Origin of the sequence: Bradyrhizobium shewense, assembly GCF_900094605.1 — a bacterium.
Taxonomy (GTDB): domain Bacteria; phylum Pseudomonadota; class Alphaproteobacteria; order Rhizobiales; family Xanthobacteraceae; genus Bradyrhizobium; species Bradyrhizobium shewense.
Genome location: NZ_FMAI01000010.1, coordinates 89,128 through 113,317 on the forward strand (window position 1 = coordinate 89,128; position 24,190 = coordinate 113,317).

The 24,190-nt window shown below is 65.1% G+C and carries 22 protein-coding genes; 8 read left to right on the forward strand and 14 right to left on the reverse strand.

Going from position 1 to position 24,190, the window contains the following annotated elements; translation table 11 throughout:
* Positions 1-15 precede the first annotated feature (15 nt).
* Positions 16-321: a YMGG-like glycine zipper-containing protein gene (locus GA0061098_RS20150; RefSeq protein WP_091959836.1), complete on the forward strand. Its 306-nt coding sequence runs from the start codon at positions 16-18 to the stop codon at positions 319-321.
* A 93-nt stretch (positions 322-414) separates the two neighbouring features.
* On the opposite strand, the gene GA0061098_RS20155 is transcribed toward GA0061098_RS20150, so the two are convergent.
* Both GA0061098_RS20155 and GA0061098_RS20160 read right to left on the reverse strand, forming a co-directional pair.
* Positions 415-1,008, reverse strand: a complete 594-nt coding sequence (locus GA0061098_RS20155) for a dihydrofolate reductase family protein (protein WP_091959839.1) — start codon at positions 1,006-1,008, stop codon at positions 415-417.
* 26 nt (positions 1,009-1,034) lie between these two features.
* Positions 1,035-1,346 carry a hypothetical protein gene (locus GA0061098_RS20160; RefSeq protein WP_129590901.1) on the reverse strand — a complete coding sequence of 104 codons (312 nt, stop codon included), beginning with the start codon at positions 1,344-1,346 and terminating at the stop codon, positions 1,035-1,037.
* Between the two features lie 93 nt (positions 1,347-1,439).
* Between GA0061098_RS20160 and GA0061098_RS20165 the strand changes: the two genes are divergently transcribed.
* Positions 1,440-1,862, forward strand: a complete 423-nt coding sequence (locus GA0061098_RS20165) for a winged helix-turn-helix transcriptional regulator (protein ID WP_091959845.1) — start codon at positions 1,440-1,442, stop codon at positions 1,860-1,862.
* 52 nt (positions 1,863-1,914) lie between these two features.
* Here the strand turns inward: GA0061098_RS20165 and radC are convergent, their stop codons facing one another.
* From radC to GA0061098_RS20180, 3 genes are all read right to left on the reverse strand, one after another.
* Complete coding sequence (gene radC, locus GA0061098_RS20170; RefSeq protein ID WP_091959846.1) at positions 1,915-2,628, reverse strand: RadC family protein; 714 nt, start codon at positions 2,626-2,628, stop codon at positions 1,915-1,917.
* A 92-nt stretch (positions 2,629-2,720) separates the two neighbouring features.
* Entirely contained in the window at positions 2,721-3,539 is an 819-nt protein-coding gene (gene map / locus GA0061098_RS20175) for a type I methionyl aminopeptidase (protein WP_018316408.1), read from the reverse strand.
* A 185-nt stretch (positions 3,540-3,724) separates the two neighbouring features.
* On the reverse strand, positions 3,725-5,041 hold the full coding sequence (locus GA0061098_RS20180) for a mechanosensitive ion channel family protein (protein ID WP_165637487.1): 1,317 nt from the start codon (positions 5,039-5,041) through the stop codon (positions 3,725-3,727).
* Between the two features lie 206 nt (positions 5,042-5,247).
* Between GA0061098_RS20180 and GA0061098_RS20185 the strand changes: the two genes are divergently transcribed.
* On the forward strand, positions 5,248-7,041 hold the full coding sequence (locus tag GA0061098_RS20185; RefSeq protein ID WP_091959848.1) for a potassium/proton antiporter: 1,794 nt from the start codon (positions 5,248-5,250) through the stop codon (positions 7,039-7,041).
* A 269-nt stretch (positions 7,042-7,310) separates the two neighbouring features.
* Here GA0061098_RS20185 and modC read toward each other — a convergent pair whose 3' ends face one another.
* From modC to mepA, 5 genes are all read right to left on the reverse strand, one after another.
* Complete coding sequence (modC, locus tag GA0061098_RS20190) at positions 7,311-7,973, reverse strand: molybdenum ABC transporter ATP-binding protein (RefSeq protein WP_091959850.1); 663 nt, start codon at positions 7,971-7,973, stop codon at positions 7,311-7,313.
* A gap of 2 nt (positions 7,974-7,975) precedes the next feature.
* Complete coding sequence (gene modB / locus GA0061098_RS20195) at positions 7,976-8,671, reverse strand: molybdate ABC transporter permease subunit (protein ID WP_091959852.1); 696 nt, start codon at positions 8,669-8,671, stop codon at positions 7,976-7,978.
* Positions 8,672-8,684: 13 nt separating this feature from the next.
* Positions 8,685-9,470 (reverse strand): molybdate ABC transporter substrate-binding protein, encoded by a 786-nt coding sequence (modA, locus tag GA0061098_RS20200; RefSeq protein WP_091959854.1) that lies wholly within the window; start codon positions 9,468-9,470, stop codon positions 8,685-8,687.
* A gap of 195 nt (positions 9,471-9,665) precedes the next feature.
* Complete coding sequence (locus tag GA0061098_RS20205) at positions 9,666-10,169, reverse strand: hypothetical protein (protein WP_165637488.1); 504 nt, start codon at positions 10,167-10,169, stop codon at positions 9,666-9,668.
* 328 nt (positions 10,170-10,497) lie between these two features.
* Positions 10,498-11,442, reverse strand: coding sequence for a penicillin-insensitive murein endopeptidase (gene mepA, locus GA0061098_RS20210; RefSeq protein ID WP_091959859.1), 945 nt, complete (start codon positions 11,440-11,442; stop codon positions 10,498-10,500).
* Positions 11,443-11,986: 544 nt separating this feature from the next.
* Between mepA and GA0061098_RS20215 the strand changes: the two genes are divergently transcribed.
* Positions 11,987-14,149 carry a putative bifunctional diguanylate cyclase/phosphodiesterase gene (locus GA0061098_RS20215; protein WP_091959861.1) on the forward strand — a complete coding sequence of 721 codons (2,163 nt, stop codon included), beginning with the start codon at positions 11,987-11,989 and terminating at the stop codon, positions 14,147-14,149.
* A gap of 135 nt (positions 14,150-14,284) precedes the next feature.
* Positions 14,285-15,004 (forward strand): RDD family protein, encoded by a 720-nt coding sequence (locus tag GA0061098_RS20220; protein WP_091959864.1) that lies wholly within the window; start codon positions 14,285-14,287, stop codon positions 15,002-15,004.
* Between the two features lie 6 nt (positions 15,005-15,010).
* Here GA0061098_RS20220 and GA0061098_RS20225 read toward each other — a convergent pair whose 3' ends face one another.
* Positions 15,011-16,177: an acyl-CoA dehydrogenase family protein gene (locus GA0061098_RS20225; protein WP_165637489.1), complete on the reverse strand. Its 1,167-nt coding sequence runs from the start codon at positions 16,175-16,177 to the stop codon at positions 15,011-15,013.
* Positions 16,178-16,306: 129 nt separating this feature from the next.
* Positions 16,307-17,200: a LysR family transcriptional regulator gene (locus GA0061098_RS20230; protein WP_091959870.1), complete on the reverse strand. Its 894-nt coding sequence runs from the start codon at positions 17,198-17,200 to the stop codon at positions 16,307-16,309.
* 104 nt (positions 17,201-17,304) lie between these two features.
* Between GA0061098_RS20230 and GA0061098_RS20235 the strand changes: the two genes are divergently transcribed.
* Positions 17,305-18,174, forward strand: coding sequence for an SDR family oxidoreductase (locus GA0061098_RS20235; RefSeq protein ID WP_091959873.1), 870 nt, complete (start codon positions 17,305-17,307; stop codon positions 18,172-18,174).
* Positions 18,175-18,215: 41 nt separating this feature from the next.
* Positions 18,216-18,881 (forward strand): NAD(P)-dependent oxidoreductase, encoded by a 666-nt coding sequence (locus GA0061098_RS20240; protein ID WP_091959878.1) that lies wholly within the window; start codon positions 18,216-18,218, stop codon positions 18,879-18,881.
* A gap of 37 nt (positions 18,882-18,918) precedes the next feature.
* On the opposite strand, the gene GA0061098_RS20245 is transcribed toward GA0061098_RS20240, so the two are convergent.
* Together GA0061098_RS20245 and lepA are read right to left on the reverse strand one after the other, a co-directional pair.
* Positions 18,919-20,139, reverse strand: a complete 1,221-nt coding sequence (locus tag GA0061098_RS20245) for an MFS transporter (protein WP_091959881.1) — start codon at positions 20,137-20,139, stop codon at positions 18,919-18,921.
* A 392-nt stretch (positions 20,140-20,531) separates the two neighbouring features.
* A complete protein-coding gene (gene lepA, locus GA0061098_RS20250; protein WP_091959884.1) occupies positions 20,532-22,343 on the reverse strand; it encodes a translation elongation factor 4 in 1,812 nt (603 codons plus the stop codon).
* Between the two features lie 114 nt (positions 22,344-22,457).
* On the opposite strand from lepA, the gene GA0061098_RS20255 reads away from it, so the two are divergent.
* Positions 22,458-24,083, forward strand: coding sequence for a glycosyltransferase family 39 protein (locus GA0061098_RS20255; protein ID WP_091959888.1), 1,626 nt, complete (start codon positions 22,458-22,460; stop codon positions 24,081-24,083).
* The last annotated feature ends 107 nt before the right edge of the window (positions 24,084-24,190 follow it).

The window sequence follows — 24,190 nt, forward strand, 5'->3', positions numbered from 1 at the left end:
CCGGGAGGATTCGGGATGCTTCGAGCTGTTGGAATGGCGGTGTGTCTGACGGTTGCGATGGCGGTGCCGGTGCATGAGGCCGCGGCCCAGGATGCGATCGGCGGCGCGATCATCGGCGGCGTCGGCGGGGCGATCCTCGGTGGCGCGCTCGGCGGAGGCCGCGGTGCTGCCATCGGCGCCGTCGTCGGTGCCGGCACGGGCGCCGCGATCGCCTCCGAAGGCGAGCGCCGCCGCTCCGGTTACTACGCCTATCAGCGCGGCTGCTACATGCCGCGCCCGGACGGCCGCTACGTCCCGGTCGATCCGCGGTATTGCTACTGACGGTGTGCGAACCGTCGACCGTATTGCTCCAACCTGCTTCAGCTAGGCTTCGATGCTTGTCACCGTGCTCCGCCGCTTCCAACACGCATTGTGTCAGGTCTGGGCCATCGGCGCATAGCGGCTGACCACAATCCCGCAATCATAGGCCTGACAGCCGAGGAGACGGAGCTTGTGGAAGCCGCTCTGATCGAAGATGCGTCGTCCGCTGCCCAGTGCTGCCGGATTGACGTAAAACTGGAATTCGTCCACCAGCCCGGCGGCGATCAGTGCTGAGGCGAAACTTGCGCCCCCGAAGACGGCTATATTGCCGCCTTGCTGCGCTTTCAGAGCACTGACCTCGCGCGGGAGATTTCCGCTGCATACGATCGTGCGCTCCCAGCGGGATTTCTGCAATCTGTCGCTTGGAACCACCTTCTGGATGTCGACGATGCGCCGTGCAAATGCGTAGAAGGGATCTTGCGCGAATTTCTTGGCGGCGTTGCCCCAATGGTCGAGGTACCCCTCTTCAACCATCTTACGGCTCAGCAGGATGCTGTCGATTGACTCAAAGTGACCATTGAAATCACGCTTGAGCACTTCATCCCAGGGGTTGTGGTCGCCCCAGCCCCAAACTTGCCAATCGCGGGCACGGTCCGCGCCGACAAAGCCGTCGACCGACATCTGCATTTGAAGAACGAGTTTCCTCATCTCCGAACTCCCTTGAAATTGCTGTCTCAGGCGGGACCGGCTGCACCGAAGGCGCGTTCGGCCCAGCGCTCCAGTGACGTCAGGGCTGTGTTCCGTGGACCCGGCGCCTCCATTGCCCAGCGCTCGCCATTGTTGAAGCTTCTGGCAGTCTCGATCAGCGCGTCGGCAAAACTCGCCGATATGTCGTTTTCGATCATGCCCGCGCGAACGTTCGAATAGGGCGCTGCTTGATAGGCAACCTGCCTGCCGAGAGCGCGGCCGAGGATCTCGACCTCACTGGTGACGCCAACCACCACAATCGTTCGCTGACCTCCAGTCGATCGCTCCAAACGGGTCATGGCTTCCTCACTTCGATCAGCGATTTACATTTGCAATCATTGGCGCGGATGCTATTGGTGTCAATAGTAAATCGCTTTAAAAATGGAATCGTAATGGCGGGCAAAGAGAAGTCGGGCTGTCCGGTCAATCTTTCGCTGGAGATCGTCGGCGATCGATGGACGTTGTTGATCATTCGCGACATGGTGTTTGCGGGAAAAAAGCACTTCAGGGAGTTCCTGCACTCTGATGAGGGCATTTCATCGCGCACCCTCGCAGAACGGCTGCAGACCCTTCTGGACGAAGGGATCGTCACTCGTCACGACGATCCCAATCACAAGCTCAAGACGGTGTACCAGCTGACGCAGGCCGGAATTGATCTGCTGCCCGTGCTGGTGAGTCTCGGCGATTGGGGCAACCGCTATCGTCCCGCCGATCCTCGGTTGGGGGTCATCGCCAAAGAACTCGCCGGCGGTGGACCCAAGGCGATCGCGCGCATGAAGCGGAAGCTTGCCTCAGAGCATCTGGCCGCTGAATGACGTCAACTCGCCAGGTCCAGTTACTTCGTCGAGACTGACTTCCCTGGAAGTGTCAAATCAACCGCATCCCGCGCAGGCTGGCGTGGCCGCTCTTGCCGACGATGATGTGGTCGTGCACGGCGATGCCGAGCGGTTTTGCGATGTCGATGATCGCCTTCGTCATCTGGATATCCGCCTGCGAGGGCGAGGGATCGCCTGAGGGATGATTGTGCACGAGGATCAAGGCGGTCGCCGATAATTCCAGCGCGCGCTTGATCACTTCGCGCGGATAGACCGGGGTGTGGTCGACGGTGCCGGTCTGCTGCACCTCGTCGGCGATCAGCTGGTTGCGCTTGTCGAGAAACAGCAGGCGAAACTGCTCCTTCTCGGCAAACGCCATGCTGGAGCGGCAATAGTCGATCACCTCGTTCCAGGACGACAGCGCGTTGCGGCTGTTGACCTCGCCTTTGGTCACGCGGCTCGCGGCGGCCGCAATCAGCTTGAGCTGGTTGATCGCGGCCTCGCCGATGCCGTCAACCTCGCGCAAGCGCGCCACCGGCGCGTGCACGACCTCGGCGAACGAGCCGAAAATCTTGATCAGCGTTTTCGCGAGCGGCTTGGTGTCGCGCCGCGGCAGCGCCGGAAACAGCGCCATCTCCAGGAGTTCATAATCGCTCAGCGCATCCGCGCCGGCGCTGTAGAAGCGCTCGCGCAGCCGCTCGCGATGGCCGTGATAGTGCGGCGGGTCCTCAGGCTTGCTCTTGTCGTGGTCCGGCTTGGCGGGCATCGGCCGCCAGCATTGCCGCGGAACCGCGTTTTTGCAACCGTCAATTGCGGGGACAAATGCGGTTCACGTCCGGCCGGCGAGCCTTTGAAGCCTTACCCGATCTGCTTCTCGCCGTGCCGCTCCGACAGCGTAAAAATCTCGACGCCATCAGCGGTGACGCCGACGGAGTGCTCGAACTGCGCCGACAGCGAACGGTCGCGGGTGACGGCGGTCCAGCCGTCGGAGAGGATCTTCACATGCGGCTTGCCGAGATTGATCATCGGCTCGATGGTGAAGAACATGCCAGGCTTGAGCTGCACGCCTTCGCCGGGCCGGCCGATATGAATGATGTTCGGCTCGTCGTGGAACATGCGCCCGAGGCCATGGCCGCAGAAATCGCGCACCACGCTCATGCCCTGCGGCTCGACGAAGCTCTGGATGGCGTGGCCGATGTCGCCGGTGGTGGCGCCGGGCTTCACCGCGGCGATGCCGCGCATCATCGCTTCATACGTCACCTCGATCAGCCGCTCGGCCTTGCGGGCGATCGGGCCGACCGCATACATCCGGCTGGAATCGCCGTACCAGCCGTCGACGATGAAGGTGACGTCGATGTTGACGATGTCGCCTTCCTTTAGCGGACGGTCACCGGGCATGCCGTGACAGACGACGTGGTTGAGCGAGGTGCAGGTCGAGTAGCGATAGCCGCGATACATCAGCGTCGCCGGATAGGCATTGTTGCTGAAGGCGAAGTCGCGGACGAATTCGTCGATGCGCTCGGTCGGCACGCCGGGCCCGACGATGTCGGTGAGCTCGTCGAGGCACTTCGCCACCAGCGCGCCCGCCTTGCGCATGCCGGCAAAGGCACTCGGCCCATGCAGCTTGATCTGTCCGGTCTTGCGCAGGGAGGTATCGGAGGCTTCGACGTAGCTCATGCGGGCGCAATCTTCTGAGGTGGGCTCGATATCGGCGGAAAGTCTTGATTTCAGGCCCCAATTTAATGATTGCGGGCCTTCGTGCAAGCCAAGGCAGAGCGTTTTCGAGCGAAGTGGCTACCGGTTCGTGTGAAGAAAACGCGTCAAAATAAGGATCTTGCCGCCTCTTGCGCCCGAAAGCGGGCCTAATTCGGGACTTCTACGGAGGTTTCCACCGGCAGCGCGCCGCCGCGGACCCGGATTTCGCGGACGGGGTAGGGAACCCGGATGCCCTCGCGCTTGAAAGCGTCCCACAGCGACAGCATCACGTCACTCTTGACGTTGTCCATGCCGTCGGGGTCCGCGATCCAGAAGGTCAGCGAGAACTTCATCCCGGCTTCGGCGAACTCGGTCAGGATGGCGTTCGGCGGCTTGCCCTTGGTGGCGCGCGGATGGGCCGCTGCGGTCTCGGCGGCGAGCTTGGTGACCAGGCGGGGGTCGGCGTCGTAGTTGGTGCCGAAGGCGATCTTCACCAGCGTGTTCTTGTCGGTATAGGTCCAGTTGACGACCTTCTGCGTCACCAGATCCTCGTTCGGCACCAGGAACTCGCGGCCGTCGCCGGCGGCGACGGAAATATAACGCGTCTTCATCGCGCTGATGCGGCCGGTATTGTCGCCGATGGTGACGAGGTCGCCGGGCTTCACCGATTTGTCGGCGAGCAGGATGATGCCCGAGATGAAGTTGGCGACGATCTTCTGCAGGCCGATACCGATGCCGACGCCGACCGCGCCGGAGAACACCGCGAGCGCCGACAGGTCGATGCCGACCGCGCCGAGCGCAATGACGATTGCGATGGCAAGAAGCCCGATGCGGATGATCTTGACCAGCAGCACCTGCACCGACGGCGTCAGGTCGGTGGTTGCGTTGATCCGGCTCTCGGCGAAATTGCTCGCGATGTTGGTGAGCCACAGCGCGATCAGCAGGAGCGCGCCGGCCTTGAGGACCAGCAGCGGGGTCAGCCTGAGACCACCGAGCACGATCGCGTAGGAATCGAGCAGGTCGACCGTCGTATCGAGCTGGCCGAGGATCGAGAGCGCGGCGAGAAGCCACGCCGTGATCGATACCAGGCGGACGATGAAGGCATTGCGCAGCACCGAGGTCACCAGCCGGATCACGAGCCAGGCGAAGCCGAGCTTGGCGGCGACCATCAGCAGATAGGAGCGGCTCGGCCAGGTCGCGTGGTACATCACCACGCGCGAGATGATCACGAGCAGGGTGAAGACCGCCGTCGAGGCGCTGGAGACCATCACCCGGGCGAAGTGCCGGAGCGGCAGCGGCCAGCGCATCGTCAGCGCGGTCATGTCGACCCGGTTGCGCACGCCGGTCTCCGCGGCATAGGCGATGCCGGCCGCGGCCAGGATGAGACCGAATTGCAGGTAGAACCAGGGCGAGGAGATTTCCGCCCCGACGCTGCGCGCGGTGGTCTGCACGAACTCCATGAAGTCCTTGAGGTCCATGTCCATCGGTCTCGTCGGCAAGCGGGGAGGAATTGATTCGAGGGAGCCACAGAATCCCACAAAGGGCGCGGCCGGGCCATCGATACACCGCTAAGTGAAGCGCGTTAAGGCCGCAAAACGCGGGCAGATTGCCGCGAGCGGGAGAAATGGGTTGGCGTGCCGGGGCCGCGACGATATGGATGCCCTTCCAGCTGTTTTTACCCGGAAGGTGGATGGCTTCCCTCGACTCCGTCAGCATCGCCATATTGCTCGGCGCCGTCCTCGTGATGGCCGGTATCCTGTCGAGCCTGCTTGCGCTGCGCTTCGGCGCGCCCTTGCTGCTCGTCTTCCTTTTGATCGGCATGCTCGCGGGCGATTCCGGCCCCGGCCAGCTCCAGTTCGACGACGTCCGCACCACCTATCTGGTGGGCTCTGTCGCGCTGGCCTTGATTCTGTTCGACGGCGGCTTGAAGACGCGCTTTGCCAGCATCCGCACCGTGCTCGCCCCGTCCGTGGTGCTCGCGACCGTCGGCGTGCTCTTGACCGCGCTGATCACGGCGCCGTTCGCCAAATACGCGCTCGACCTCAACTGGACGGAGTCGCTGCTGGTCGGCGCGGTGGTCGCCTCGACCGACGCCGCCGCCGTCTTCCTGCTGGTGCATACCCAGGGCCTGCGCCTGCGCCCGCGCGTCGGCGCGACGCTGGAGGCCGAATCCGGCACCAACGATCCTTTCGCGATCTTCCTCACTTTGATGCTGGTCGAATACATCTCGCTGGGATCGAGCTCCGCAAGCCATGTGGCGATGGAGTTCATCCAGGAGGCGGTGCTGGGCGCCGTGGTCGGCGTCTTCGGCGGACGGCTCGTCGTCATCGCGCTCAACAAGGTCGCGCTGCCGCAGGGCCTGCACGCGCCGTTCGTGACGACTGCGGCCCTCGTGATCTTTGGCGGCTCGCAGATCATGCACGCCTCCGGCTTCCTCGCGGTCTATCTGGCCGGCATCATCATCGGCAACCGGCCGACCCGCGCGCACAATTCGGTAGTGGCTTTCCTCGATGCCGCGACCTGGCTGGCGCAGATCGTGATGTTCGTGCTGCTGGGCCTGCTGGTCTCGCCAAGCCGGTTAGGGGCCAGCGTCTTGCCGGCGGTCGGGGTCTCCTTCGTGCTGATGCTGGTGGCGCGGCCAATCGCGGTGTTCGTGTGCCTGGCGCCATTCCGCTTCAACTGGCGCGAAAAGATCTTCATCGCCTGGACCGGCCTGCGCGGTGCCGTCGCGATCTTCCTGGCCTCGATCCCGATGCTGGTCGGCTTGTCCAAGGCCTATCTCTATTTCGACGTCGCCTTCGTCGTCGTCATCATCTCGCTGCTCTTGCAAGGCTGGACGCTGGCACCCGCCGCGCGCAAGCTGCATGTCGCTCTGCCGCGCGCCGAGCGCGGTCCGCGCCGTGTAGAGCTGGATCTACCCGGGCAGCTCGAGCAGCAGCTGGTCGGCTATCCGGTGCGGCCCAAGAGCCTGTATTTCCGTCGCGGCCTGATCCCGTCCTGGTCCAAGCCGACGTTGGTGATCCGCAACGAGAACATTTTGACGCCGTCGGAAGCCGATCCGATTGCGCCCGGCGACTACATCTACCTGCTGGCGCCGCCGGAAAAGGCCGAGTCGCTGGACCGCTTCTTCGTCGACATGCAGCCGAGCTCGGCGCCGGACCCGCATCTGCTCGGCGACTTCATGGTCTCCGGCGAGCACACGCTCGCCGAACTTGCGGAGATCTACGGCGTCAAGGTCGGCGAGGACGAGAGCAAGCTGACGCTGGCCGATTATTTCGACGTCCATCTCGACCGCGCCCCGAAGGAGGGCGCCGAGTTGCCGCTGGACGAGATCGTGCTGGTCGCGCGCAGCATCTCCGGCGGCCGCGTCAATGTCGTCGGCCTGCGCCTGCCGGAAGAAGACGAGACGCCGCCGCCGCTGACGCGCGCGCAGACGCTGAGGAAGAAGCTCGCGGATGTGTGGACCTCGGTGGCGGGGGTTTAGCGAGGCTCTCGTGTCCCGGACGCGCTGCAACGCGTAAGCGTTGCTGCGCAGAGCCGGGACCCATGGTGGATGTGGGCCCCGGCTCTGCGCCGCATCACTACGTGCTGCGTCGCGTCCGGGCACGAGAGAAACTCCGCAATGACGGCGAGGCTCGACCTTCGCTTTTCGAACAACAGTTCGTAGCTCGGATGGAGCACAGCGTAATCCGGGGCCGCTGTATCGGTACGGAAGAGTCCCGGATTGCGCTGCGCTCCATCCGGGCTACGGTCTCACGCCAGCACCTTCACTCCGCCAAAACTCGTCACCCGCCCCTGCTTCAGCATCACGATCTGCGTCGCGAGCTGGCGCAGCTCGGCGGCGTCGTGGCTGACATAGACCATCGGCACGTTGGCCTCGTCGCGCAGCCGCACCAGATAGGGCAGGATCTCGAGCTTGCGGCCTTCGTCGAGCGCGCCGAGCGGCTCGTCGAGCAGCAGCAGGCGCGGTTTTGCCAGCAGCGCGCGTCCGAGCGCGACGCGCTGGCGCTCGCCGCCGGAGAGCTTTCCAGGGCGGCGGCCGAGCAGGGTGCCGATATCGAGCAGGTCGATGACGCGCTTGTGCTGCGCCGGATCCGGCGCCAGGCGGTTCATCTGCCGTCCATAGTCGAGATTCTGCGCGACGTTGAGATGCGGGAACAGCCGCGCATCCTGGAACACATAGCCGATACGGCGGCGCCAGGTCGGGATATGGATGCCGGCCGCGGTGTCGTCGACGGTCTCGCCGTCGAGCACGATGGTGCCGCGGTCCGGCCGCAGCAGCCCCGCGATCATGTTGACCAGTGACGTCTTGCCGGCGCCCGAGGCGCCGAACAGGCCGATGACGCGGCCCTCGCCGGTGAACGATGCGGCGAGCGAGAATTCACCGAGTTGTTTTTCGACATCGACGCGCAGCATGGTCAATTCCCGTGCAGGCGCGCAGTGGCGCGGCGGGCGAACCATTCGGCGGCGATCAGCGCGCCCAGCGCCAGCACGATCGAGACGATTACGAGCCGGCCGGCCGCGGCGTCGCCGTCCGGCGTCTGGATCAGCGAGTAGATCGCGGACGAGATCGTCTGGGTCTCGCCGGGAATGTTGGAGACGAAGGTGATGGTGGCGCCGAATTCGCCGATCGCCTTGGCAAAGCCGAGCACCATGCCGGCCAGCACGCCGGGCAGCGCCAAGGGCAGCGTCACCGTGAAGAATACTTTCCATGGCGCGGCGCCGAGCGTCTCGGCGGCCTGCTCGAGCCGGCGGTCGATCGCCTCGATCGACAGCCGCATCGGCCGCACCAGCAGCGGAAACGACATCACGCCGCAGGCCAGCGCGGCGCCGGTCCAGCGGAACGAGAAGACGATGCCGAGATGGTCGGCGAGGAATCCGCCGACGAGGCCGCGGCGGCCGAACGTCAGCAAGAGCAGATAGCCGGTGACGACAGGTGGCAGCACCAGCGGCAGATGCACGACGGCGTCGAGCATCGACTTGCCCCAGAAATCGCGCCGCGCCAGCAGCCACGCCAGCGCGATGCCGAATGGCGTCGCCACCAGCGTTGCGATGATCGCGACCCTGAGCGAGAGCAGGATCGCGGTCCATTCGGCGGGAGAGATGTCGAACATCAAATGGTGATTATCAGATTGTCGGGCTGACCAGGAACTTGAAGCCGTATTTTTCCAAAATGGTCTTGGCGGCGGAGGAGCGCAGGAAGGCGAGATAGTCGCTGGTCCCGTCCTTCGCCGTCGTGGTCGCGGCGACCGGATAGATGATCGCGGGATGCGAGCCCGCCGGGAAGGTGCCGACGATCTTGACGCCTGGCTCGGCCTTGGCGTCGGTGGCATAGACGATGCCGAGGTTGGACTCGCCGCGCGCCACCAGCGTCAGCGCGGCGCGCACGCTCTCGGCCATCGCGAATTTCGGCTCGGCGGCCTGCCAGGCGCCGAGCTTCTCAAGCGCGGCCTTGGCGTATTTGCCGACGGGTACGGACTTGACGTCGCCGGTCGCGATCCTGCCGTCGCCGGCGAGCTTGGCGAGGTCGAAGCCTTGCGCGATTGTGACGTTGTCGATCTTGGAATCTTTCGTCGCGATCAGCACGATGCTGTTGCCGAGCAGATTGACTCTGGAAGGCTCGTTGATGGTCTTCTTGGAGATCGCGTAATCCATCCAGTCGGTGTCGGCGGAGACGAACACGTCGGCCGGCGCGCCTTGCTCGATCTGCCTCGCCAGCACCGAGCTCGCGGCATAGCTGACCGAGAACTTGACGCCGGTCTTGGCGGTGTAGGCGGCGTCGATCTCGTCGAGGGCGTTCTTCATCGACGCCGCGGCGAACACGGTGATGGTCTTGTCCTCGGCGGCGGCCGGCGAAAGGCTCGCGCTTGCGAGGATCACGAGGGCGGTGAAAAGGCCTGAAATGCGTAACATGGGGAGCGCTCCGTGCGAGTCCGCGCGCGCAAGATGCACGCACAGGTCTGGCGTTGGTGGGTCAGGTCGCGACGGGTGGAAGCGCTGCTCCACGGGGCCCGGCTGCGGCTTACGGCCGGCAGGGATATCGCAATTGCGAAGATAGCAGGCTGGCGCCCGAGGTCAAAGGGTGGCCGCTTGTCCGGCCGGGCGGGCCTATTGCGCCGGCAGGATCGCGATCCCGACCGAATTCTCCTTGGCGCCGCTGAGCTGAAGTACGAAAGGCTGCGCCGAAAGCTCGTATTTCACGGACTTGCGGATGCCGCCGCAATCGGTCGCACCGCTGAAGGCCACGGGCTTGAGAACATGCCCATCCTGGACCACGTCGATCCAGGCGCCGGCGGACAGGCTGATCGTGTAGAGCCCGGCCGTGGCGGACTTGACGCTGGTGAAGCCGGCAAAGCTGCCGTCCTTGGGCGCGCGCTCCGGCGGCGTCGGCAGTTTTGCCTCGCTTGGGGCAACCAGTCCCAGCGTGATGGCCGAGGAGGGCAAGCTCGCCTGCTCGCTACCCGATGCGAGCGTTGTGCGGTCCGGCGCGGTGAGCGCGGCGCGCTCGCGCTCGATCGGCCATTTGAACTTGTCGCAGCCGCTCGGTTCTTCAGCGGCGAGAGCGGAGGTCGCGCCGAACGAGAGCGCAGCGAGGACGGCGAGAACGCGCATGTGAAATCCCATCGTTGGCCGCGCGAGCGGTGCGAGGCTTGCGGTCAGGCTTGTTCGAATGACGGGATGCGCGTCCCGGGGGGCCGCGGCTTACGGCTGAGCGGCAGCGCCATTGTAGCGCATTCACGTGGTACGAACCAACCAACGAGTTCGTCATCCCGGGGCGCGCGCAGCGCGAGCCCGGGATCCATAGCCACAGGATTGTGTTTGGCGAAGATTCGGAGTGGCCACCTCGCACCATAACCACTCCCTGTGGTTATGGGTCCCGGGCTCGCTTCGCGCCCCGGGACGACAGCATTGGGTGGGGCGGCAGCGCGGCCCACACACACTACGGCTTTGCATCCGCCCCATGCAGCACCGCTTTGCATGCCGCCGGCATCTGCGCCAGCGTCATCGGCGGTTTCGGCTTCGGCGGCTCCGGCGGCGGCTTGGGGTGCAGCACCGCGTCGGAGAACCAATAGGCGAGATCGGCGGGCTTGCAGCCTTCGTCCTCGGACTGCGACGGCTGGCCCTCGCATTCGCCGGCGCCTGGCGGGCAGTGCATGCGGATGTGGAAGTGGTAGTCGTGGCCCCACCAGGGCCGGATCTTCGACAGCCAGGCGCGGTCGCCCTTGGCCTCGCGGCACAGCGCCTTCTTGATCGCGGCGTTGACGAAGATGCGCTGCACCGCCGGCTCCCGGGCCGCGTCGCGCAGCACCAGCACATGGCCAGGTGTGAACACTTTTGGATCGATGTCGAGCCGGTCGTGGCGCACCATCATCACCGCCGACATGTCCTCGCGCTCCTCGCGCGAGAGGCGGCGGTCCGGCATCGGCGTCAGCCAGATGTCGGCATCGAGGCCGATCTGGTGGCTGGCATGACCCGACAGCGCCGGCCCGCCGCGCGGTTGGGCGATGTCGCCGACCAGGATGCCCGGCCATCCCGCGTCCTTGCGCGCTTTGGCCGCGAGCCGCTTGATCAGCGCGATCATCTCGGGGTGGCCGTAGCTGCGGTTGCGCGACAGCCGCATCACCTGCCAATTGTCGCCGTTGAGCGGCATCTGCTCGGCGCCGCCGATGCAGCCCTTGGTGTAGGAGCCGATGACATGGGCCGCCCCCTTCGACGGCAGCAGCTTGCGCGCGAACAGCTCCTTGGCGGCGAGATCGGGGTCGTTGGGATTGGCCAGCGGCGGCAGCGGCTTCGGGTTCACGCTACCCTTGTCCTGGGCCAGCGCGCCGCCGGCGGTCAGGAACGTCGCTAAAAGCAGGAGAGGGGCGAGGCGGCGGGGACTCATGCGCAGCCCTTATAGCCCAACACGGCGTCGGGGTTAAGAATCGGGCTGTGCTGCGGCGGACGATCTCACAGCGTCTTGACGGCCGTTGCCCCAGTGCGAAGGCGCGCCCGGCATGTCGATCCCCATATCCAACAGGGTCGTCCAAAAGTCGTGGTTTTTTCATGGGGCCAGCCGGATTCTTAACACTGCGATAACCGTATCCTGCATTGACCAAAATTCTTGCGCGGAGTGAGAGCCGTTTTCGTCCTGCATGCAAGCTGATGCGTTTTCGGAATTGAATCATGAATAGCGCGCATATTTGCGTCACGTCTTTCTCCGCTAGCGGCGAGGCAACAGGTTTGCCGTGCCCTGTGACGCTGCTGCGCCTCTCAAACAGGCAAATCGATCCGGTTTACAGTTGCCGCAAGGCGCGGCCCCGGCCGGCCGGGCCACCCAAGATTACTTTTTTTTCAGACACTTGCCCCAAAACTTGCGCCGTTGGGCGCGACTGGGACGAGTGAAGTTGGGTTTGGGGTCTCGAAAAACAAGAAAACGAAAGCAAAGCGTGCTTGCCCGGGCTGGTCAATCGCCGCGCAAGCCGCGCTTCGCGCGCGCGCCGCGAGGTCTTTCGGAACGCGATGAAGTCCTGCGCAGCCGTGCCGAGGCGGAAGCCGCGATCGCGGACGCGCGCAAATCCCATGAGCGCCTGCGCCAGGCCGTCGACATCCTGCCGCAGGGCATCGTATTTCTCGACGCCGAAGGCCGCTACGTCCTCTGGAACAAGAAATACGCCGAGATTTACAGCAAGACCGCCGATCTGTTCGAAGAGGGCGCGCGTCTCGAAGACACGTTGCGCATCGGCGTCGCCCGCGGCGACTATCCGGAGGCCATCGGCCATGAGGACGAGTGGATCGCCGAGCGGCTGCAAAGGCTCTATCAGCCCGGCGCACGCCACGAGCAGAAGCTGTCGGACGGCCGCGTCATCCTGATCGACGAGCGCCTGACCGACGATGGCGGCGTCGTCGGCCTGCGCGTCGACATCACCGAGTTGAAGCAGCGCGAGGCCTCGTTCCGCCTGCTGTTCGACGGCAATCCCGTTCCCATGATCGTCTGCGCGCTGGACGACGAGCACATCCTCGGCGTCAACGACGCCGCGGTCGCGCATTACGGCTACAGCCGCGCCGAGTTCGAGCGGTTGAAGATCCGCTCGCTGCAGGCCTTCGACAGCGAGCCGCCCTGGACCGCTGATCCGACCGGCGCGGAGCAGGCCGGCCGCACCTGGAAGCACGTCAAGGCCGACGGCGCGCTGATCGACCTTGCGATCTATTCCCGCGAATTGACCTATGCCGAGCGGCCGGCGGTGCTGCTCGCGCTGATGGACATCACCGAACGCAAGCGCGCCGAGGCGCGGCTCGCCTTCATGGCCCAGCACGACGGGTTGACCGGCCTGCCCAACCGCAGCCTGCTGCGCCAGCAGGTCGACGAGATGCTGCTGCATACGCGGCGCAGCACCGACAAGGTCGCGCTGCTGATGCTGGGGCTCGACAGTTTCAAGTCGGTCAACGACACGCTGGGACATGCGGTCGGCGACAAGCTGCTGCGCGGCGTCGCCAAGCGGCTGCGCTCGACCTTGCGCGAGGAAGACGCGCTGGCGCGGCTCAATTCCGACGAATTCGCGATCGTGCAGAGCGGCCTGACGCGTCCCGAGGACGCGGTGATGCTGGCAAAACGTCTGCTTGCGGCGATCGCCGATCCCTATCTGCTCGACGGCCATTCCGTGGTGATCGGCGCCTCGATCGGCATCGCGATGGCGCCCGGCGATGGCGATGATTCCGAAAAGCTGCTCAAGAGCGCCGACATGGCGCTGTCGCGCGCCAAGCTGGACGCGCGCGGCAGCTTCGCCTTCTTCGAGGCCGCGCTCGACGCCAGGGCGCAGAGCCGCCGCAAGATCGAGGTCGAGCTGCGCGACGCGATCCAGAACGACGTGCTGCGCCCTTATTACCAGCCGCTGATCGACCTCCAGAGCGGCCGCATCACCGGCTTCGAGGCACTGGTGCGCTGGCCGCATGCCGAGCGCGGCATGATCTCGCCGGCCGAGTTCATTCCGGTCGCCGAGGACACCGGCCTGATCAATCCGCTCGGCGGGTTGATGCTGCGCCGGGCGTGCCTGGACGCCGCGACCTGGCCGGACGACGTCCGCGTTGCGGTCAACCTGTCGCCGCTGCAGTTCCGCAGCGGCAATCTGCTTTCGATCGTGACGGACGCGCTGAAGCATTCCGGCCTGCCGCCGCGGCGGCTCGAGCTCGAGATCACCGAGACGCTGCTGCTGGAGAAGAGCGCGCAGGTGCTGGCGACGCTGCATGCGCTGCGCGCGCTCGGGGTGCGCATCTCGATGGACGATTTCGGCACCGGCTATTCCAGCCTCAGCTATTTGCGCAGCTTCCCGTTCGACAAGATCAAGATCGACCAGTCCTTCGTGCGGGATCTCGGGGCCAACCGCGAGGCCCAGGCGATCATCCGCTCCATCGTCAGCCTCGGCAAAGGCCTGGGGGTCATCATCACCGCCGAGGGCGTCGAGACCGAAGCCGAGCTCAGCTGCCTGCGCACCGAGGGCTGCGACGAAGGCCAGGGCTTCCTGTTCAGCAAGGCCCGCCCCAACGCCGAGATCATCAGCCTGCTGGCCGCGCAGCGCGGTATCGACAGCGAGGACGCCGCGCTGGTGGCGTGAGCGGCACAGGAGGCCGTCATGCAGAAACTTGCGCGTCCCAAAGCATGCGCGTCATATGCGATTGCTGGCGGATGGTCGAACCTGCCGCAGGTTGGCGGCGTCTCAGGGATCGAATGAACCGATGCGGCTTCTCTCATGACCTCCGATGCTCCTCCGCTGGCCGGACCGCGCTATGCCCGCTTCTCGCGGCGGTTCAAGGCCGTTCTGCTCGACTGGATGCTGGCGATGGCCCTGCTGTTCGGCGCCCTGGCGATCGCGAGCAATGTCGCGAGCGATGGGCTCAGCCGGATTCTCGGCGTTGCAGTCGTCGTTATCCTGCTGCTCTACGAGCCGGTGCTCGTCTGGCGCGCCGGCGGAACGCTCGGGCATATCTGGACGAATTTGCGCGTCATCGACGATCGCGGCGGCAATTTGAGCTTCGCCAAGGCGTTCGCACGCTCTGCCGTGAAGGGCATCCTGGGCTGGTATTCGTTCGTGATCCTGGCTGCCACGCGCCGCAACCAGGCGGTTCACGATCTACTCGCGCATTCGACCGTGCAGATCCGCGATCCCGCCAGGGCGAAGCCCGGCCAGTTCATCACGGAGCGGCGTGAGGATGATCCGACGATGCCCTCGCGGCTGCGGCGTACGCTCGTGACTGTCGTCTATCTTGCGCTCAGCGTCTTCCTCTATTTCGGCGTGGTCGCAGCCTTGGTCCGAAGCGGCGTCCTGTCCCGCGCGTGCCTCAACCAGGACATTTGCTCAGGAGGCGACCGCATCGTCGACCTCGCCGCCGCCGCGGCTTTCCTTCTGACGATTGCCCTGGTGATCGGCATGGGCTGGCGAGGTCGGCTGCCCGGCGCTCGCAAGGCGTAGACGAATTCACCGCTTGGCATAGGCGCTGGCCGCCAAAATCGCCTTCCCCACATCCTCATAGTGCGTATCCCGCGCCTGGATCTGCTGGGCGATCGTGTGCATGTCGCGAAACCGGCGCTCGAACGGGTTGCTGCGGAACACCGCGGTCGCGCCGGCCATGTGATAGGCGGTGTCGACCACCTTTGTCGATTGATGGATGGTCCAGGTCGCGGCCAGTCGCACCGCGCTGCGATGCGCGGCGCTGAACTCACCCGTCGCGGACAGCTCGTGCCACATCGCAGCCGCGGTGGAATAAAGATAGGCGCGCGCGGCGCGCAAATCGCCTTCGGTGCGGCCGATCAGGCCCTGCACCGCCCCGTTGTCGCGCATCGCGCCGGCCGCCAGCGAGGGGCGCTTTTCGCGCGCAAGTGCAATCGCCGCATCCAGCGTCGCGCGTGCCACGCCTAGCGACACCGCGGCAAAGCCGAGGCTGAAGGCGGAGCCGGTGCCGATCCTGTAGAGCGGCCCCGTCTCGCGCAAGCCGGACGGCACGTCGCGGAACGCCGTGAAGCGCTCGGGGATGAAGAGGTCGCTCACCCCGTAGGAATCGGTGCCGGTGCCGGCGAGCCCGATCGCCTGCCACACGTCGTGCAACGTCGCGCTTGCGGCAGGAAACAGAATGGTCCGCACTTCCGGCGAGCCATCGGCGTTCCTGCGCGGCGTGCCGTCAGTCCCGAGGATGCGCACATGCGCGCCCAGCCAGGTCGCCTGCCGCGAGCCCGAGGCAAAATCCCACCGCGCCGTGACGCGATAGCCACCCGCGACCGCGCGCGCCTCGTGCGCGATCGCGCCCCAGGCAAGGATGCCGGGCGCGGTGTTGAAGATCTCCTGCGCGGTATCGCGATCGAGCGAAGCCGCGATCATCGCGCAGACGCTGCACTGGCCGAGACACCAGGCCGTGGACGCATCGGCCTTCGCGATCTCTTCCTGCATCTGCATGAAGGTTTCGATGGGAGCTTCAGCCCCGCCGAGGCTCTGCGGCAGCAGCGCGCGATAAAGGCCGTTCTCGATCAGCGCGGAGACGACGGCCGGCGTCAGCCGTCGCGTCCGCTCGATCTCGTCCGCTTCGCCCGCAATCAGCGGGGCGAGCGCTCGGGCACGTTCGACCAGACCAACTCCGGGAGTTGCGTTCATGCGCGTTTCCTCGCCCATTCTGCCGTGAGCGGTGAGATGCGCGATGGTGGTCTATTTGGCGGGGAGGATCAAGGTTCGGAGCGGCGGTTCACTTCGCTTCGACGGCCGCATTCAGAGAACCTGCAAGTCTCACCCATCGACATAGGCGGCCAGTTCGTCCGGCGTTCCCGTGGGAAAGGCATCTTTGAGATAATCGAGGAAGGCCGATACACGAGCGCTCAGCAGTCGTCGCGATGGGTAGAGTGCCCATAAGGCGATCTCCGGTCCATCGACGTCGCCCCAATGCACCAGCGTGCCGGCCGCGAGATCTTGACTCACGAGCGACACCGGCAATCGACCGGCGCCCACACCTGCCCGCACTGCATCGCGAACCATGACAAGCGACGACAAGCGAAGGACCGGATCAACTTTAACTCGCGGTGGTCCAGCCGGTGCCGTCATCTCCCAGATCGCGGTCTGGTCGCTCGCCCCGCGCACAACCACGGGAACAGTGATATCGCCCGCGGGTAGAGCAAGTTTCGGGCTTGCGACGACCACCAGCCGATCGCGCAGGAAAACTCGTCCGACGAGGTTCTCATCCGGATTCGGATTGACCCGGATCACGAGGTCATAACCTTCCTCCACCATGTCGACGGCCCGGTCTTCCGTCGTGATCTCGAGCCGGACCTCCGGATATCTGAGCGCGAACCCGGCGGCGAGCTTGCCCATGGCGGTTTGCGAGATGAGCAATGGCGCGCTGATCCGCAAACTGCCCCGCGGCTTGTCTCCACCTGAAGCAATCGCGGTTGCCGTCTCGTCAAGCTCGGCGAGCAATGCCGCCGTCCGCTCGTACAGCGCCCGGCCTTCCTCGGTGAGCTTCAGCAAGCGTGCTCCGCGCTCGAAAAGGCGCAGATCGAGGCTGCTCTCCAGTTCCGCCACCCGGCGGGAAAGCGTTGCTTTTGGGCGCCCGGCAGCCCGGGCGGCCCGTCCGAACCCTCCGTGCCGGGCCACCAGGTTGAAATCGGCAAGTGCGAGCAGGTCCATTCGTTCCACCAGTAAGACAGTCTGTCCAGATATAGCGTCTATTGGTTCGAATTTGGATCGCTAGTTTCCGGGTGTCTTCCAACCCCAAACCCGGAGTGATCCCCATGACCATCCTCGTTACCGGCGCCACAGGCGCCGTCGGCCGCCAGGTCGTCGAACAGCTCGTCAAGCGCGGCGCCGACGTGCGCGCGCTCGTCCGCGATCCCGCGAAAGCCAGCTTCCCAGCAGGCGTCACGGTCGCGCAAGGCGATCTGCTCGACGTCGATGCGCTTCGCGACGCTCTCGCAGGTGTCTCCACCTTATTCCTGCTCAACGCAGTCGTGCCGGATGAATTCACGCAGGCGCTGATCACGCTTAACCTGGCCCGCGAGGCCGGCGTTGAACGGGTCGTCTATCTCTCGGTGATCCACAGCGACCTCTACGTGAACGTGCCGCACTTCGCGGGCAAGTTCGGCGTCGAGCGGATGATCGAGCAGATGGGCTTCAATGCCACCATCCTGCGCCCTGCCTACTTCATGCAGAACGATCTCACGATCAAGGACGTGGTGACCGGATACGGCGTCTACCCGATGCCGATCGGCAGCAAAGGCCTCGCCATGATCGACGTGCGCGACATCGGCGAGATCGCAGCCCTCGAGCTGGTTCACCGCGAGCAGGCCGCAGGACCGCTGCCGCTGGACCGCATCAATCTCGTCGGTCCCCACACGCTGACCGGCGCAGATGTCGCCGGCATCTGGTCGGACGTGCTGGGGCGCACGATCGCCTATGGCGGCGACGATACGGCCAGCTTCGAGAAGAATCTCAGGCAGTTCATGCCGGGCTGGATGGCGTTCGACATGCGGCTGATGAGCGAACGCTTCCTCACCGATGGAATGATCCCCGACGCGGGCGACGTCGAACGCTTGACGGCGCTTCTGGGCCGCCCCTTGCGCTCCTATCGCGACTTCGCGTCCGGGAGCGCGGCCTCGGCCTGAGGCACGAGCGCGCTCCAACCACGACGACAAGGAATTCCATCATGATCAGTTCTGCGGATGATAATGCCATGGCCCCATTGAAGGTGCTGGTTCTTGGAGCAACCGGCCCTACCGGGCGCCGGATCGTCAGCCAGGCTCTGGCGCGAGGACATCAAGTGACCGCGCTGGTGCGGTCACCCGGGAAGGCGGGCGACCTGAGCGGCGCAAGAGTCGTCGTTGGAGACGCTCGCGACGAGAAAGCATTGCGTGAGGCCGTCTCTGGCCAGGACGTCGTCGTCAGCGCGCTCGGCACCCCAGCGAGCCTATTCCGCGAAGTGACGCTGCTCTCGACGGCGACGCGCGCGCTCGTGAACGCGATGAAGGCCGAGCAAGTCTTCCGGCTGGTCTGCATCACGGGGATCGGCGCGGGAGACAGTGCCGGCCATGGCGGCTTCGTCTTTGACCGCGTGATTTTCCCGCTGCTTCTACGCAAGGTTTATGCCGACAAGAACCGGCAGGAAGCGATCGTCAGAAACAGCGGGCTCGACTGGATTCTCGTTCGCCCCGCCGTCCTGAACGACAAGTCCGGCCGCGGCGCGATCCGGGCGCTCACCGATCTCGGCGGCTTCAATGGCGGAGCCATCTCGCGAGAAGATGTTGCAGCATTCGTGCTGGACCAAATGCAGGCCGACACCTGGCTGCATCGTTCGCCGTTGATCACGTGGTGAGCGCGTGATCAACGGTTGGCCGTTGCACGTTGCCTCCTCACGCCGCAGCGCGGCCCAGGTCGAGCGATGGCCTGCGTTTCGTCGGGAAGCTCAGCGCCACCGCGACGGCGGCCAGCCCGATCGCGAAGGAGCCGACATGCAGCCATGTGTAGCGCTGGAAATTGTCGAACACGAGTCCGCCGGCCCACGGCCCGAGCGCCATGCCGAGGCTGGCGAAGGCCGACACCGCGCCGAACACGGTGCCCATGATGCGCGCGCCGAAGAATTCGCGGACCAGCACCGCATAGAGCGGCATCACCCCGCCATAGGCGAGGCCGAACACCACCGACAACGCGTAGAATTCGCCGAGCTGCGCCACTGCGAGATAGGTCGCGATGCACATCGCCTGCACAAGGAGGCCGCCGACCAGCACGGGCTTCGCGCCGATGCGATCGGCGAGGGCGCCCAGCAGCAGGCGGCCGCCGAGGCCTGAGACGCCGGCCACGCTGTAGACCGTCACCGCCGTGAGCGGAGCGATGCCGCACACCATCGCATAGGACACCATGTGGAAGATCGGGCCGGAATGCGCCGCGCAGCAGGCGAAATGCGCCGCAGCGAGCGCGATGAATTGCGGCGTGCGCAGCGCCTGCGCCGCGGTCAGCTCGACGTCCGGCGCTGAGTCTGCACCGGCGGCGCCCGACGTTGCCGGCGCCGGACGCACTAGGAAGCAGGCCGGGATCAGCAACGCCCACGAAGCGATGCCGATCACCAGCATCGCGGTGCGCCAGTCATAGGCGGTGATCAGCCAGCTCGCGGTCGGCGCGATCGTCACCGGCGACACGCCCATGCCGGCGGAGACCAGCGCCACCGCAAGGCTGCGGTTGGTCTCGATCCACGCGCTCGCGAGCGCCATCATCGGCGCGTAGAAGCTGCCGGCCGCAATGCCGATCAGCACGCCGAAGCAAAGCTGGAATTGCCACAGGCTTGTCGCCTGGCTCGCAGTGACGAGGCCGAGCCCCAGCAGAACGCTGCCCGCGAGCACCACGATGCGGGTGCCGAACCGGTCCGACAGCGTGCCCCACAGGAACGCGGCAAATCCCATGAAGAGGAAATCCAGCGTCGCCGCCGCCGACACCCCGGCGCGCGACCAGCCCATCGCTTCCGAAATCGGCTGCAAAAACACCGCCAGCGACAGCATCGTGCCGAACCCGACGCAAGTCATCAGCGCACCCGCGGCGACAACGACCCAGCCATAGTCGAAGCGTGACGGCTTGCTCATGGGTTTCCTCAGCGCTGTTGGTCTTGTTGGTGATGCGCGGGAGGGATGGTGGCTTATCAGACGGCGGAGGGCAAGGCTGGCGGCTACGCGTTTTCGTAACCGTCGTCATTCCGGGGCGCGCCACTTGGCGCGAACCCGGAATCCATCTCTCTGCGTTACCTACTGTGCGAGGGATTCTCAGATGCGCAATTGCGCAATGCCATCATGCCGCTGTTTTGCCCGATGGGTCTATTTGATTTCTAAAAAATCGAAAACTCCAATCCAAACAAGCCCTCGTCTACTGTGCATGGGGTTGTTTTCGATATTTTTGTTTTGCCGGGTCCCCGAACGCAAATGCCCGGGACGAGCCCGGGCATGACGGCGGCTGATGTAACTGTAAAAGCCAGCCCGCCTCAGCTATCCACCTTCAGCGCGGCAATGAAAGCTTCCTGCGGGATGTCGACCTTGCCGAACTGCCGCATCTTCTTCTTGCCTTCCTTCTGCTTCTCCAGAAGCTTGCGCTTGCGCGTGATGTCGCCGCCGTAGCATTTTGCGGTGACGTCCTTGCGCAGGGCGCGGACCGTCTCGCGGGCGATCACCTTGCCGCCGATCGCGGCCTGGATCGGGATCTGGAACATGTGCGGCGGGATCAGCTCCTTCATCTTCTCGACCATGGCACGGCCGCGCCCCTCCGCGCGGGTGCGGTGAACCAGCATCGAGAGCGCGTCGACCGGCTCGTTGTTGACGAGGATCTGCATCTTGACGAGGTCGGCCGGCTTGTAGTCGGTGAGATGATAGTCGAATGAGGCGTAGCCCTTGGAAACCGACTTGAGGCGGTCGTAGAAGTCGAACACGACTTCGTTGAGCGGCAAATCGTACTTCACCATGGCGCGGGAGCCGACATAGGTCAGCTCCTTCTGCGAGCCGCGGCGGTCCTGGCACAGTTTCAGCACGCTGCCGAGATATTCGTCGGGCGTCATGATCGTGGCCTCGATCCAGGGCTCCTGGATCTCGGCGATCTTGACCACGTCGGGCATGTCGACGGGATTGTGGATCTCGATCTCGGTGCCGTCGGTCAGCTTCATCTTGTAGATGACGCTCGGCGCGGTCGCGATCAGATTGAGATCGAACTCGCGCGACAGCCGCTCCTGGATGATTTCCAGATGCAACAGGCCGAGGAAGCCGCAGCGGAAGCCGAAGCCGAGTGCGGCTGACGTTTCCATCTCGAACGAGAAGCTGGCGTCGTTGAGGCGCAGCTTGCCCATGGCGCCGCGCAGCGTTTCGAAATCGTCGGCGTCGACCGGGAACAGGCCGCAGAACACCACTGGGATGGCCGGCTTGAAGCCGGGCAGCATTTCGGTGACCGGCTTCCTGTCGTCGGTGATGGTGTCGCCGACGCGGGTGTCGGCGACTTCCTTGATCGCGGCGGTGATGAAGCCGATCTCGCCGGGGCCGAGCTCGTCGACCTGCTGCATCTTCGGCGTGAAGAAGCCGACGCGCTCGACGTCATAGGCGGCGCCCGTGCCCATCATGCGCACGCGGCTGCCCTTCTTCATGACGCCGTCGACGACACGGATGAGAACGACGACGCCGAGATAGACGTCGTACCAGCTGTCGACCAGCAGCGCCTTCAAGGTCGCATTGCGGTCGCCCTTCGGCGGCGGCAGGCGCGTAACGATGGCTTCCAGCACGTCGGGCACGCCAAGGCCCGTCTTGGCCGAGATCATCACCGCGTCGGAGGCATCGATGCCGATGACATCCTCGATCTGCTGCTTGATCTTCTCGGGCTCGGCCGCGGGAAGATCGACCTTGTTCAGGACCGGGACGATCTCGTGATTGTTGTCGAGCGCCTGGTAGACGTTGGCGAGCGTCTGCGCCTCGACGCCCTGGCTGGCGTCGACCACCAGCAGGGAACCCTCGCAGGCCGCCAGCGACCGCGAGACTTCGTAGGCGAAGTCGACATGGCCGGGCGTGTCCATCAGGTTGAAGATGTAATCCTTGCCGTCCTTGGCGCGGTACGACAGGCGCACCGTCTGCGCCTTGATGGTGATGCCGCGCTCGCGCTCGATGTCCATGGAATCGAGCACCTGCTCCTTGCCCGCCATTTCGCGGTCGGAGAGGCCGCCGGTCATCTGGATCAGGCGGTCGGCCAGCGTCGATTTGCCATGGTCGATATGGGCGACGATGGAGAAATTGCGGATGTTGGAAATGGGGACGGTCGTCATGGGCGCGGGATACCACTCACATCCCCGTGCGGCAACCATATTGCTGTAATTTCAGGGCCTTTGTTCACGCCAAGCTGATTCCACGATGGGCCAAAACGCGCTAGGCAAGCGCCCATGTCGACCACGTCTCTTCCCACCCCTGGAGTACGCACGAAGGCCCGCCTGAGCTTTGGCCGCTTCCAGGCCTGGCTGGTTGCCTGCGCGGTCCGTCCCGAGGCGAGATTGTGGCTGGTGATCCAGCTCGCCATCCTCCATGCGGTGCTCTGGACCTTCATCCTGATCAATCTCAAGGCTGCGCAGGACGTTCACATGGACGTCGCAGAAGCCTATGGCTGGGGCCAGAAATTCCTGTGGGGCTATGGCAAGCATCCGCCGCTGTCGGGCTGGGTCGCCGGGCTCTGGTTCAAGCTGTTCCCGGCGGCGGACTGGGCGACCTATGCGCTGGCGATGGCGACGGTCAGCGCCGGCATGGTGATCTGCTGGCTGGTTGCCTTGCGCGTGGTGGACGCGCGGCGCGCGTTTCTGGTCGTGGTGATGGTCGCGCTCTACCCGATCTTCAATTTCAAGGGGTTCAAGTACAACCCGGACCTGCTCCAGCTCGTCACGCTGCCGCTGCTGGTGCTCGCTTATCTCAACGCGTTCGAGAAGCGGAGCTGGCAGTCCGGCGTCCTACTCGGCCTTGCCGGCGCGCTGGCGCTGATGACCAAATATTGGGTGCTGACCATGATCGGCGCCATCGGGCTTGCCGCGCTGATCCATCCGGAGCGGATGAGATTTTTGGGTTCGCCGGCGCCGTGGGTCGCGATTGTGACGATGGTCGTGGCGATGATCCCGCACGTGGTCTGGCTGGCCGAGGCGCATTTCGTGCCGCTGACCTATGCCGGCGACACTTACAGCCTCGCGGACAGCGGCCAGGTGCACCAGCTCGTCACCGGCTACATGCTGCATAATCTCGGACTGCTGGCATTGCCGGTGGCACTGGCCGGGCTCGCGATGGCGCTGGTGCCGCCGTCGTTCACATTGCTGCTGCGCGCGCCCTTGCGCATCGTCACGCGCGCCTGGGCGCGCGGCGCCAATTCCGGCGTCAATGTCTCGCAGGCGCTGAACGTGTGGATGATCCAGATCATCGTCGCATTCGGCCCGCCGCTCGGCGCGCTGGTCTTCGGCGTCTACCTGAAGACCGATTGGGGCATCTCGCTGTTCTTCCTGGTGCCGCTCGCGCTGGTCGCGATTCCGGCGCTGCGGGTGCAGGGCGCGAGCCTGTTCAACATCGCCGCGATCTGGCTCGTGCTCAGCGTTGCCACGCTCGCCGCCTCACCCTGGATCGCCGCGCGCGAGATGACGGCCAATGCCGGCAACACGGCGACCTATGGCGCGCGCTCCGAGCTCGCGCGCGAGCTGACCCAGGCCTGGCACGCGCGCTTCGCCTCGCGCTGGGCAGTCGTTGCGGGAACGATGGAGACGATCCAGCCGATCGTGTTCTACAGCCCCGATCACCCCAGCCCGTTCACGCCGAACGAAGCCTGGGCCTCCGGACTGACCTCGCTCGACGACGTCAAGCGATACGGCTTTATCGGCGTGGTCGATGCGACCGACGAACGCCTGCCCAAGTTCGAGAAGTGGGTTTCGGAGGTCGCGCCGAACGCCGAGCGCGTGGTGATGACCACGCGCCGCTTCACCCACGGCAAGGCCGGCCCCGCGATGAGCTGGAACGTCTACATCGCGCCGCCGGCGAAGTGAGAGGTGCCGTAGAGTGGGCAAAGCGCAGCGTGCCCACGTCTGATGAGTTCGTGGGCACGGCGCTTCCGCGCCTTTGCCCACCCTACGGCACTACGGCAACCGAGCGC